The sequence below is a fragment of the Terrabacter sp. AAH1 genome (assembly GCF_054456855.1).
In genome coordinates this window covers 105,867-118,053 of record NZ_JBTJJV010000013.1, presented here as the reverse complement: position 1 = coordinate 118,053, position 12,187 = coordinate 105,867, and the positions used below count along the sequence as shown (strand labels likewise).

8 protein-coding genes are annotated in these 12,187 nt (G+C 73.3%); 5 read left to right on the top strand and 3 right to left on the bottom strand.

Translation table 11 applies throughout. The features are described from left to right. Positions 1–17 precede the first annotated feature (17 nt). Positions 18–956 (top strand): 4-(cytidine 5'-diphospho)-2-C-methyl-D-erythritol kinase, encoded by a 939-nt coding sequence (locus ACXR8F_RS17580; protein ID WP_045191524.1) that lies wholly within the window; start codon positions 18–20, stop codon positions 954–956. A 174-nt stretch (positions 957–1,130) separates the two neighbouring features. Next, positions 1,131–3,005 (top strand): ABC-F family ATP-binding cassette domain-containing protein, encoded by a 1,875-nt coding sequence (locus tag ACXR8F_RS17575; RefSeq protein ID WP_458802411.1) that lies wholly within the window; start codon positions 1,131–1,133, stop codon positions 3,003–3,005. 137 nt (positions 3,006–3,142) lie between these two features. Here ACXR8F_RS17575 and ACXR8F_RS17570 read toward each other — a convergent pair whose 3' ends face one another. Beyond that, the gene (locus ACXR8F_RS17570) at positions 3,143–6,385 is read right to left on the bottom strand and encodes a M36 family metallopeptidase (RefSeq protein ID WP_458802410.1); all 3,243 of its coding nucleotides are present in this window, start codon (positions 6,383–6,385) and stop codon (positions 3,143–3,145) included. A 150-nt stretch (positions 6,386–6,535) separates the two neighbouring features. Here ACXR8F_RS17570 and ACXR8F_RS17565 point away from each other — a divergent pair, with 150 nt between their 5' ends. Next, a complete protein-coding gene (locus tag ACXR8F_RS17565; protein WP_458802408.1) occupies positions 6,536–6,892 on the top strand; it encodes a VOC family protein in 357 nt (118 codons plus the stop codon). Positions 6,893–6,897: 5 nt separating this feature from the next. Here ACXR8F_RS17565 and ACXR8F_RS17560 read toward each other — a convergent pair whose 3' ends face one another. After that, positions 6,898–7,422, bottom strand: a complete 525-nt coding sequence (locus ACXR8F_RS17560; protein ID WP_045191527.1) for a MarR family winged helix-turn-helix transcriptional regulator — start codon at positions 7,420–7,422, stop codon at positions 6,898–6,900. Between the two features lie 56 nt (positions 7,423–7,478). Between ACXR8F_RS17560 and ACXR8F_RS17555 the strand changes: the two genes are divergently transcribed. Continuing rightward, on the top strand, positions 7,479–8,324 hold the full coding sequence (locus tag ACXR8F_RS17555; RefSeq protein ID WP_458802405.1) for a methyltransferase domain-containing protein: 846 nt from the start codon (positions 7,479–7,481) through the stop codon (positions 8,322–8,324). Between the two features lie 12 nt (positions 8,325–8,336). Here ACXR8F_RS17555 and ACXR8F_RS17550 read toward each other — a convergent pair whose 3' ends face one another. Beyond that, entirely contained in the window at positions 8,337–9,818 is a 1,482-nt protein-coding gene (locus ACXR8F_RS17550; protein ID WP_458802403.1) for a cryptochrome/photolyase family protein, read from the bottom strand. 473 nt (positions 9,819–10,291) lie between these two features. On the opposite strand from ACXR8F_RS17550, the gene ACXR8F_RS17545 reads away from it, so the two are divergent. Then, positions 10,292–12,184 (top strand): sigma-70 family RNA polymerase sigma factor, encoded by a 1,893-nt coding sequence (locus ACXR8F_RS17545; RefSeq protein WP_458802401.1) that lies wholly within the window; start codon positions 10,292–10,294, stop codon positions 12,182–12,184. Positions 12,185–12,187 lie beyond the last annotated feature (3 nt).

The following is a 12,187-nucleotide window of genomic DNA, read 5'->3' as shown; positions in this document are numbered from 1 at the left end:
GCCCATAGGGTGGGCGCATGACTGTCGCTCCGACCCTGCCCGGTGCGGTGACCGTGCGGGTCCCGGCCAAGGTCAACCTCGAGCTACGGGTCGGGCCGCGACGGCCCGACGGGTTCCACACGCTCGCGACCGTCTACCAGGCCGTGTCGCTGCACGACGAGGTGTCGGTCGCGCGCTGGGACGAGTGGCAGGTCGTGCCCGCCGGCACCTACGCCGACCGCATCCCGACCGACGGTGACAACCTCGCCGTGCGCGCCGCGCGCCTCGTCGCCGAGCGCTGGGCCGTCGACGAGAGCCTGTCGATCCGCATCGACAAGGACATCCCGGTCGCCGGCGGCATGGCCGGTGGGTCGGCCGACGCCGCCGCGGCCCTCGTGGCGTGCGAGCAGCTCTGGGGGCTCGGCCTCGACCGCGACGAGCTGGCCGAGCTGGCCGCGACCCTGGGCAGCGACGTCCCGTTCATCCTCGCGGGCGGCAACGCGATGGGCTCCGGCCGCGGGGAGCAGCTGGCGCCGGTGCTCGCGCGGGGCACGTTCCACTGGGTCTTCGCGATCAGCGACACGGGCCTGTCGACCCCCGAGGTGTATGCCGAGTGCGACCGCCTGCGCGAGCGCGACGGTGTCGACGTGCCCGAGCCGTCGGTCAGTCCGGAGCTGATGGCTGCGCTGCGCTCGGGTGACCCTGCCGCGCTCGGAGCAGCCCTGCACAACGACCTCGAGCCCGCCGCGTTCTCGCTGCGCCCGCAGCTGCGCGAGCTGCGCGACGCCGGCGTCGAGTTCGGAGCCCTGGGCGGCGTCGTCTCGGGCTCGGGCCCGACGGTGGCGTTCCTCACCGAGAGCCACGAGGCGTCCCTCGACTTGTCGGTCTCCCTCGCGGCCTCCGACCTCTGCCGCGACCTGCGCCGCGCCAAGGGCCCCGTCCACGGCGCCCACGTCGTCGCCCAGCCCCGCGGCTGAGACCCCCGCCCTTCCCCCATCGAAAGAACACTGCGTACATCATCTCTCCGATCGAGAGAACGCTCCGTCACGACGGAGCGTTCTCTCGATCGTGTCTCGGGGTGACGGTGTGTTCCCTCGATCAGCCGGACGGATTGCGGGTTGAGGTGGGGGAGCGAATAGGGTCGGTCAGCGATGGCCAACCTGATCTCCCTCGAGCGCGTCTCCCTCGTCTTCGGCACCAGCCACGTCCTCGACGACGTCAGCCTCGGTGTCCTCACCGGTGACCGCATCGGCGTCGTCGGCGTCAACGGCGGCGGCAAGTCGACCCTGCTGCGCGTCATGGCCGGCCTGCAGGAGCCGGACTCGGGCCGCATCACGAAGCAGGGCGGCGCCGAGGGCATCAGCATCGGCATGCTCGCTCAGGAGGATGCGCTCGACCCGACGTGGACCATCCGCGAGGCGGTGCTCGGCGACCTGCCCGAGCACGTCTGGGCCGGAGATCCCCGCATCCGCGACGTGCTCACCGGCCTGCTCGGCGGGATCGAGGCGCAGAACGTCGGCGGCCTCGACAGCCGGGTCGGTCCGAAGTCCGGTGGCGAGCGCCGTCGCCTGGCCCTCGCGCGCCTGCTCGTCGCCGACCCCGAGCTGCTGCTGCTCGACGAGCCGACCAACCACCTCGACGTCGAGGGCGTGGCCTGGCTGGCCGACCACCTCGCGACCAAGCGCCCCCGCCCCGGCAACGCGACCGTCGCGATCACGCACGACCGCTGGTTCCTCGACGCGTACGCGACCCTGACGTGGGAGGTCGAGGCCGGCAGGGTCAGCGCCTTCGAGGGAGGGTATGCCGCCTACGTCCTCGCGAAGGCCGAGCGCGACCGTCTCGCCGGAGTCGTCGCCGACCGGCGGTCGAACCTCATGCGCAAGGAGCTCGCGTGGCTGCGCCGCGGCGCGCCCGCCCGCACGAGCAAGCCGAAGTTCCGCATCGAGGCCGCCAACGCGCTCATCGCCGACGAGCCCGCGCCCCGCAACAGCGTCGAGCTCGCATCGTTCGCCAGCCGACGCCTCGGCAAGGACGTGCTCGACCTCGAGGACGTCACCGTGACCGTCGGTGAGCCCCCGGAGGAGCGTCGCCTGCTCGACCACGTGACGTGGCGCCTCGCGCCGGGCGAGCGCATCGGCATCGTCGGCGTCAACGGCGCCGGCAAGTCGACCCTGCTGCGGGCGCTCACCGGCGAGATCCCGCTCGACGGGGGCCGTCGCAAGATCGGCAAGACCGTCGCCATCGCCCACCTGACGCAGGAGGTGCGCGAGCTCGAGCGCTTCGAGCAGTGGCGCGTCATCGAGGCGATCGAGGACGTCAAGCAGTGGACGATGCTCGGCGACAAGGAGATCAGTGCCAGCCAGCTCGCGACGCGGCTCGGCTTCCCGGGCGGCCGGCAGCAGTCGCGCGTCGGTGACCTCAGCGGTGGCGAGCGGCGCCGGCTCCAGCTGACCCGCCTGTTGCTCACCGAGCCGAACGTGCTCATCCTCGACGAGCCGACCAACGACCTCGACATCGAGACGCTGACCTCGCTCGAGGACGTGCTCGACGGCTGGGCCGGCACGCTCGTCGTGGTCAGTCACGACCGCTACCTGCTGGAGCGCGTCGCCGACAAGCAGCTGGCCCTGCTCGGCGACGGCAAGGTGCGCGAGCTGCCGGGCGGCGTCGAGGAGTACCTGCGCCTGCGTGCGGCGGCGACGACCGCCCAGGCGACCGCCCAGGCGACCGCCCGGGCCACGACGGCGACTGCGCCCTCGGCGTCGGCCCGGCCCGACGGCATACCTGCTGGGGGCACGGCGCAGACGGCGAGCCCGGCCGAGGTGCGCGAGGCCCGCAAGACGATGGCGCGCATAGAGAAGCAGCTCTCGCGCCTGCAGGACCGCGAGGAGCGGCTGCACGGCGACATGGCCGAGAAGGCCACCGACCCGGCCGCGCTCGCCGACCTCAACGCGAAGCTGCAGGCCGTGGTCGGCGAGCGCGAGGAGCTCGAGCTCGAGTGGCTCGAGGCCGCCGAGATCGTCGGCTGACCGACCCGGGCTCGGGCGGGCCCAGCCCCCGGACCCGCCCTTTCAGCAACACACCCGGTAATGGTCAGCTCCCCACGGTTGCAACCGTGGGGAGCTGACACCTACCGGGTGTGTTGCGGCGCGGGGGTCAACGAGTCCTAGCGGTTGTCGACCGCCTTGACGTCGACGGCCACATCGGCGCCGGTGTAGAGGTGGCTCAGCACGTAGACGGTGCCCGGGGGAATGGGCGCCGACTCGTCGGCCGAGGCCGTCGCCGCCGACCCCGTCAGCGCGCAGGCACTGTCGAGGAAGTACAGGTCGAGGTCGTGGCCGACGGTGTCGTCGAGCGGGCTCGTGCCCTTGACCGACACCGAGTGCAGGCCGTCGGAGAAGCCCGCCGGCAGCTTCGTCACCCAGCCGTCGACGCCCTGCGACGCCGGCGGGAACGTGCATGCCGTGTTCATCTCGGTGCCCGTGACGCCGAAGACGTTCTGCAGGCCGGTCGGGTCACCCGCCGCCGGGTTGTTGGCCGTGATGGTGCCCCGGTCGCTGTACGGCGCGTCCGGGGTGACCGTGCCGTTGGCGACCGTGGCGCCCGAGCCGAACGCCTCGATCTCGGCGACCTGCGCGTACGTCGTCGTGTCGCCCTGCACCGAGTCGACGAAGAAGCGCAAGTAGGCGGCCTTCGTCGGGGTGCTGAGCGCGAACGTCGTGTAGTTGAGGTCGGGAGCCGTCGGGCGCGGTGCCTGGTAGCCGAAGGCGCCGGTGCGGGCCGTCGTCCACGTGACGCCGTCGAGCGAGGTCTGCACCGTGAAGCCCTTGAGGGCGGCGAAGCGCGACGCGTTCGTCGCCTTGTAGGCGCTGACCCGCACCGAGCTGACGGTCGCCGGGGCGGCGAGCTTGACGGTGACCCGCTCGTCGGGTCCCGCGTTGTAGGCCGTCTCGCCGGCCTTCGTCGACCACACGGAGGCGGCCGTGTCGTCGAAGGCGAACTTCGCCGGGGCGCCGTCGTCCTGCGACGAGACCGAGACGACCTGCGCGCCGGCCGCCGTCGAGGCGAGGTTGGGTGCGAGCGAGATCTTCTTCGCCGTGTTCTTGCCCGCGACGACCGAGAAGCCCTCGATGGTCTGGGTGCCGAACCCGGGTGCCTGGATGGTCAGCGGGTAGGTGCCGGTGACGGCCTTGACCGTCGCGCCGCCGGTCGAGCCGGTGCGCACGAGGGGCGAGACCCGAGCCTCGTAGCGGCCCAGGATGACCCGGGCGTTGCTGATCGGCTGGCCCGTCGTCGCGTTGACGAGGGTCAGCGCGACCGTGCCGTTGGACGCGGCCGCCGGCACGTCGAACGCCGGCTTCGGGTCGGTGTCGTCACCGGTCGCCGTCGAGGCGGAGACGCCGGCGCCGCGCTTGGCGAAGACCGACCAGATGAGGGCCGTGTCGTCACCGTGGTAGCGGTCGAGGTCGGCGCTCAGGATGCCGTCACGCGCGTCGAGGAACGACGGGTTCGGCGCGGTGAGCGGCATGCCGTCGGTGACGAGGCGCGCGGCCCGCTCGGAGCCGGCAGCGATTCCGTAGCGCGCCACGAGGGCCTTGTGCAGGTCCCACAGCGTCGCCGTCCAGATCTCGCCGTCGGCGTGCACCTCGGGCCCGGTCAGGTCGTAGCCGATGTCGCCGAAGGTGTTGGGGTTCTTGTTGTAGTCGTAGTTGCGGATGCCGCGGACCTCGTTGCCCGTGGCGTACGCCCCCACGACGGCGCGCGAGCGCTCGAGGCCCGTTGCGTACGCGTGGTTCATCGCGTACCAGTCGCCCCAGCCCTCGCCCATCGAGCCGGCCTGGTGCGAGCCGAGCGCACCGCCACCCGCGACGTAGCGGTTCGACAGGCCGTGGCTGTACTCGTGCTGGATGACGGACATGTCGAACGATCCGTCGCGGTAGGGCCCCTCGAACGCGTCGTCGATCGGCTCCCAGAGGAACATGCCGCTCCACGGCGGGATGCCGTCGTCGAGGGTGAGCATGTACGCGTTGTCCCGACCGGTGTAGGTCGGCGCGCCACCCGACGCGGCGCCGGCCTGGACCAGCCCGCGGATCGCGTCGCCGCCCTGGCCGCCCTTGCCGCCGTTGTCGGTCTGGAAGTTGCCGGCGCTCTCGGTGAAGCCGAGCGCGTAGTACTGGTCGTGGATGCGGTTGTGCTGGAAGAAGAGGTTCGTCGCCGCCGGGTCGAGGTCCTCGGCGTAGGAGGGCGGCGTGGTCTGGCCCTTCGTGGCGGCCCACCGGTTCGTGTAGGCGTAGTCGAAGTGGCCGGTGGGGGAGACCGGTCGTGGCGCGTTGTCGACCGGGGCGATGAAGTTCGACCAGTTGGCGTAGCTGTCGGCGTTGTTGCCAAGCGTCGTGACGCCGGTGCCGGTCGCGCCCGTGAGGTCGACCCAGCCCTTGGGCGACTCGGCCGTGGCGCCGAACGACTGCTGGCGCGGCTGGCCGCCGTTCGCGGCACCCGGGTAGTTGTCGTAGACCGTGCCGTGCGCGTCGTCGAACTGCACGACGCTCGCCCGATGCAGCACCGCGCCCGTCGTGCCGTCGACGATGACCTCCCAGGCCTCGGTCTGGCTCTTGATGAAAAAGACCTTGTAGGCCGCGACCGGGCCGGACTTCGTCGGGAAGGCGACCTTGCGCACGTAGCCCGGGCCGGCGAACGGCCCCCGCCCGAACGTCGTGAAGCCGGCCTGCGTGCCGTCGGCGACGGGGGCGTATGCCGTGCCGGGAGCGAGCGTGCCCGCGACCTTGAGCAGGGCGCCGGTCTCGCCGAGCACCCACGTGCCGAGGAGACCCGCCCCGGGAGCGGTCTCGCCGGCGTATGACAGGACGCGCCCGTCGGAGGCGACGGCGACGTTGAGGCGGCCACCGCGCGCGGCCGGCGCGCCGGCGAAGGTCTGCACGAAGCTGACGACGTGCGTGCCGGTGCCCGGCAGGGCGTGGTCGCGGGCGACGGTGAGGCCCTGCACCTGCGCGGCCGAGAGCCCGAACGCCGCGGGCTGGGAGGCGAGCCAGCCGCGGGCGACGTCGACGGCGGTGCCGCTGCGTGCCGCGGTCAGGTAGCCGTCGGCGCGCAGCGCGCGCAGGGTGCCGAAGCGCGCGTCCCACGTGGCGCGGGCCCCCGCGCCGGCGGTCTTCAGCAGCGCCGCGACGGCGGACTTCGTCGCTGCCGTGGGGACGACCGCCTTCGTGACGGCCCGGGTGTCGAGGGTCGCGAGCAGGTCGCTGACCGTGTCGGTGATCGTGTTGGTGAGCGAGGTGCTCACGGGGAGTGCGGCGGTCGACGTCGTTGTCGCCGCCGCGAGCGGGGCCCCCGCCGCCGCCGAGACGAGGCACAGTCCCATGGCGAGGACGTGCTTGCGAGTGGTGTTCACGCGTGCTCCTAGGAGTTGCTCGGCGGGTCGCGCCGAGGCGGGCGACCCGGTGCAGGAGAAACGACGTGGGGGCCCGGAAGGGTACGCGCGGGCGGGAAACTCGGTCGAATCCCGTTGAATTTATCTTGATGTCAAGATAAATTCGGAGCCATGGAGATGCACCTGCACCACGTCCAGGTCTCGGGCCCTGCGGGCTGCGAGGACGACATGCGCGCCTTCTACGGCAGCGTGCTCGGCATGACCGAGGTGGAGAAGCCCGAGGCGTTGCGCGCGCGGGGCGGCGTGTGGTTCCGGGCCGGTTCCGCGGAGCTGCACGTCGGCATCGAGGAGGGTTTTGCCCCGGCCCGCAAGGCCCACCCGGGCATCGCGGTCGCCGACGTGGAGGAGCTGGCCGAAGCCGTGTCGGCGGCCGGAGCCCCCGTCACCTGGGACGAGAACATCGCGGGCCTGCGCCGCTTCCACACCACCGACCCCGTGGGCAACCGGCTGGAGTTCCAGCAGGGATGAGCGCGTCAGCCGTGCTGGGCCCCCCGCGACTCGAGCGGGGCGAGCATGCGCCGCAGCAGGGTCGCGAGCTGTGCGCGGTCGGCTGCCGACAGCTCCGAGAGCAGCGACTTCTCCTGCTCGATGAGGTCGGCCATCGCCGAGTCGACGACGTCGCGACCCGCAGCGGTCAGGCGCACGAGCACGCCGCGCCGGTCGCCCGGGTCGGGGCGGCGCTCGACGAAGCCGCTGCGCTCGAGCCGGTCGACGCGGTTGGTCATCGTGCCCGACGTGACCAGGGTCTGCTGCACCAGCGCGCCCGGCGACAGCTCGTAGGGCTCGCCCGCCCGGCGCAGGGCCGACAGCACGTCGAACGCCCAGCCCTCGAGCAGGTGCTCCGAGAAGGCCGAACCGCGCGCGAGGTCGAGACGGCGAGCCAGGCGCGAGACGCGCGAGAGCACCTCGAGGGGCGAGACATCGAGGTCGGGCCGCTCGCGGCGCCAGGCAGCGACGATCTCGTCCACGTCGTCGGCGGGCCTGCTCTCGGCGCTCATGGAGCCAACTGTAGTCGCCGTCAAGACTCTTGACATCGAAGGAAAGTGAGCACGTCGTGACCGAACCCACCACTGCCTCCAGCGGATCCACTCGCCCCGGCGACGCCGCCTGGGACCCGCGCCAGTACGCCGTCTTCGCGGGCCACCGGGGCCGCCCGTTCGCCGACCTGCTGGCACGCGTCGATGCGGACGACCCACGGCTCGTCGTCGACCTGGGGTGCGGCCCGGGCGAGCTCACGCTCGGGCTCGCCCAGCGCTGGCCGAACGCCCGCGTCGTCGGCGTCGACAGCTCGCCCGACATGCTGGCCCGAGCCCGCGAGCTCGACGTCGACGGTCATGTCGAGTGGGTCGAGGCCGCCGCCGAGGACTGGGACCCGACCGAGTCCGGCGGCTCCGTCGACGTGCTCGTCACGAACGCCACGCTGCAGTGGGTGCCGAGCCACCTGCGCCTCATCCCGTCGTGGGTCGCGGCGCTCGCACCGGGCGGCACCTTCGCCATGCAGGTCCCCTCGAACTTCGACGCCCCGTCGCACCGGCTGATGCGCGAGGTCGCCGCCCGGCACGCGCGGGCCGACGACCTGCGCCCCGGGCTCGCCCGCGCGCAGGCAGTCGCCCAGCCGCAGACGTATGCCGCCCTCCTGCTCGACCTGACCCCCGACGTCGACGTGTGGCAGACCACCTACGAGCACGTCCTCGCGGCCGAGCCCGACGGCCCGCACCCCGTGCTCGAGTGGGTGCGCGGCACCGGCCTGCGCCCCGTGCTGGGGGTGCTCGACGAGAAGGAACGCGACGACTTCGTCGCCGACTACGAGAAGGAGCTCGAGGCGGCATACCCGCGCAAGGCGTACGGCGTGATCTTCCCGTTCACGCGCACGTTCGCCGTCGCCCGCACGCCTGCCTGAACGCGCTCGTCCTCACGGAGGAGTCGCGGCTCGGCGCCGCTCCTGGGCCACGACGGCCTCGAGGTCGGCGAGCCGGTGCCGCTGCTGCAGCGGCCGCGCCATGCGGTGGTTGCCCTCGAGGCGGGCGGCATTGCGGTCGAGGTAGGCCCAGTAGCCGGCCGTGAACGGGCAGGCGTCGTCGCCGAGCCGTTTCCTCGGGTCGTAACGACAGCCGCCGCAGTAGTCGCTCATGCGGTCGATGTAGGCCCCACCCGAGACGTACGGCTTGGTCGCCATCGCGCCGCCGTCGGCGTGCTGGCTCATGCCGACGACGTTGGCCGGCATGACCCAGTCGTAGCCGTCCACGAAGCGCGTCTGGAACCACTCGGTCAGCGCGTCGGGGTGGTAGCCGCGCTGCGCCGCCCAGTTTCCGAGCACCATGAGGCGCGGGATGTGGTGCACCCAGCCGCGCTCGCGCACCCCGGTCAACGCGTCCTGCAGGCAGGCAGCGTCGACCTGGTCGGTCTCCAGCCGGTCGAACCAGCCGGGCAGCGGGCGCCGCGCGGCGGGCGCGTTGCGGCGCCGGTAGGTCGGACCGAAGTGCCAGTAGAGGTGCCAGACGTACTCGCGCCAGCCGATGACCTGCCGCACGAAGCCCTCGACGGAGGCGAGCGGGGCGTCGCCGTCGCGGTAGGCCTGGGCCGCCCGGTCGACGACCTCGACGGGGTCGAGCAGCCCGAGGTTGAGCGGCACCGAGAGCAGGCTGTGCGCCATCGCCCAGTCCCCGCGGAGCATCGCGTCCTCGTGCGGCCCGAACGCGCCGAGCCGCTTCACGACGAACCGGTCGAGGGCCGCGAGCGCCTCGCGCCGGGTCACGGCGAACACCCGCGGGCCGTCGTCGCCGACGGGGGAGAGGTGCCCCTCGCGCGTCCAGCGGTCGAGGTCCTCGCGCACCTCGGCGTCGATGTCGTCCTCGCGCGGCTGGTAGGGCGATGGCACGTCGAGCCGCTCGGCGCCCCTGGGCGGGGGCTCGCGGTTCTCGTCGTCGAACGACCACCGGCCACCCACCGGTCGCTCGCCCTCGACCAGCAGGTCGAGGCGCAGGCGCTGGAACCGGTAGAAGTCCTCCATCCGCACCCGGCGACGGTCGCCCGCCCAGGCGGCGAACTCCTCCCGAGGGAGGCTGAAGCCCGGCGTGGGGTCGATGTCCTCGACCACCCCGTCGGCGTACAGCCGGCGCACGAGCCGCTCGGCGGCATACGACGTCGGCTCGTAGACGCGCACCGGTTCGCCCAGCTCGCGCACCGCCTCCGTGTAGGTGTCGGTGCGCAGCAGCACCGCCGAGTCACCGAGCTCGGCCGCGCGGTGGCGCAGCGCCGACAGCACGAGGTGCAGCTTCTGCCGGTGGAAGGGGCGCCGGGCGAGCGCCCGCCGGCTCTCGACGAGCAGCACGCCGTCGTGCCCGACCGCGAAGTGCGGGCCTAGCTGGTCGGCGAAGAGCCACCGTCGCGTCATGGCGGGGTCATACCCGGCCGGGTGGCTTGCGGCGTGCGCGGGCGCCGACGGTGTGGGTAAGGGACGTGTCTCGCGACGGTAAAAGCGTGGTCTCGAGCCCGCGCGCCGTCCCACCGCGGGAGAAAAACTGGGTCAATTTCCGGCATTTGCCCCCATTTCGGAAAACCGTGTCATGAAATGGGTGCAGGCACGTCATACAGGTGACGGCAACGCAGGGGTCTCCCGCTTGGTCAGGGGAGGGAGTGGCCCCTTCGGGGTCATCTCCAGTGGTGCCGTCAGGTTTCGTCCTCCCGCGTGGTTTCGTGGAGGGGATCATTCGGGAGGACGAAACCTGCCAGCCCCAACCGGGCCCGGTCCGCCTTCTTGTGCCGACCGCTCGTCGGGATGGACGCCCGCCCCGCCGCTTGGCAGACTTGGCTGCACCGCTCAGACCGGACAAACCGGTGAGTTCCGGGCAGACGAAGGGCGAAGGGTTGTCGGCAGAACCGACCTTGTGGTCGAGCGAGGCCTGGGCTGCGGCCCCCGACGCCACCCTGCTCGCGCTCACCCGCGACGGCTCGGCCGAGGCCTTCGGCGAGCTGTGGCGCCGGCACCTCCCCGCGGCGTATGCCGTCGCGAACCGTCACCGCGGACGCTCCGCCCCCGAGGACATCGTCGCCGAGGCCGCCGCCCGGGTGCTGGCCCTCCTCCGTGAGGGGCGCGGGCCCGAGGAGAGCTTCCGCGCGTACTTCCTGACGGCGGTGCGCACCGTCGCCGTCGACCAGGGCCGACGCGACCTGCGGCTCGTTCCCACCGAGGACGACGATCTCGAAGAGCTCGCCGCCCCGGCGCTCGCCGACCCGTTCGCGGGTCTGGCCGTCGACGAGGACGGCATGGCGCTGGTGCGCGCCGCCTTCGGCGAGCTGTCGGAGCGCGACCAGCGCATCCTGTGGCACACGACCGTCGAGGGCGCCGCCCCGCGCGCCGTCGCACCCGTCCTCGGCATGACCGCCAACGCCGTCAGCGTGCGGGCCATGCGGGCGCGCGAGTCCCTGCGCGCGAACTTCCTCGACGCCCGGGCGGCCCGGGGGCTCGCGGCAGCCGACAGCGACGAGTGCCGCTGGACGGTGGAGCACCTCGGCGCCTTCGTGCGTGGACGGCTGCCCAAGCGCCAGACCGAGCGTGCCCGGGCCCACGTCGAGGGGTGCCCGCACGCGGCGGCGCTGGCCGAGGACCTGCGGGTCATCCACGACGGCTTCCCGGCGCTCGTGGTGCCCGTGGTGCTCGCTGCCGGACTCATGTCGCCGGGCTTCGTGACCGGGGGCGGCCTCGCGGCCCTCTCGACGGCCACCACGGCGGCCACCACGGCGGCCACCACGGCGGCCACCACGGCGGCCTCCGGAACGACGGCCGCTGCTCCGACAGGCCAGGCCGGTGCGGCGGGCCTGGAAAGTGCGGCGGGCCCGGGCAGCACGGCGGACGGCGGTGTCACCGGGGCGTCCGCGGCCCAAGCCTCCGCTTCGGGGGCAGGCAGGGCGGTCGACCTCGTGGCGCAGCTGGCCGCCCGGGCCACGAACGTCGCTGCGGCGCTCGCCGTGACGGCCGGGCTCGCCGGGGCCCTCGCCACGCCCGGCCCCGCGCTCGCCGACGCGACGCTCCCCGCTCCCCGGGCGTCGACGCCCACCACGGCTCCTGCACCGCGCTCGGTCCCGACGCCAGCGGCGCCGGCTGGTGCCGCCCCGTCGACGAGTCGCCCGTCGTCCACGACCGCCAGCCTGTCGGCCCTGCCCGCGACCTCGGCGCCGGGCGAGCTGAGTGCCGCGGCCGGCGGCCGCCCGCCCGCCGCTGGAGCTGCGCGCAGCGACAGCGACGCCGTCGCCGCTTCCGGCTCTCCTCGCCCCACCGCGGCGACGGCACCGGCCGCGCCGGTCGCCCAGGCACCGGCTGCCTCCCGCCCTCCTGCGCCGGCACCGCCCACACCTCGCACCTCGACGCCGACTCCGACGACCACGCCGGACACCCCGTCCGGCCCGCCGGCTCCGCAGGACCCGGCTCCGTCGGACCCCCCGTCAGACGGACCAGCCGCTCCGGCCGTCTCGGTGAACCTCGTGAAGGACGGCGAGACCGCGCGCATCTCGGTGCGCGTGCGCACGGCCGTCACGGCCGGCCTCACGGTGAGGATCAGCAACGAGGGAGGCGCCGGCCGTCTCACCGTGCGCAACTCGAGCTGGGACTGCGTACAGGCCTCCCGCGCCGCAGTGTCGTGCACCGGGGGTCGCGGCTCCGCCGTCCTCGACCAGGCAGGCACCGGGGGCGTCGTGCCGCTCGTCGTGCGGGTCACCGACGCCCGTGGCCGCACCTGGACCCAGACGCTCCGACCCTCCTGAGGG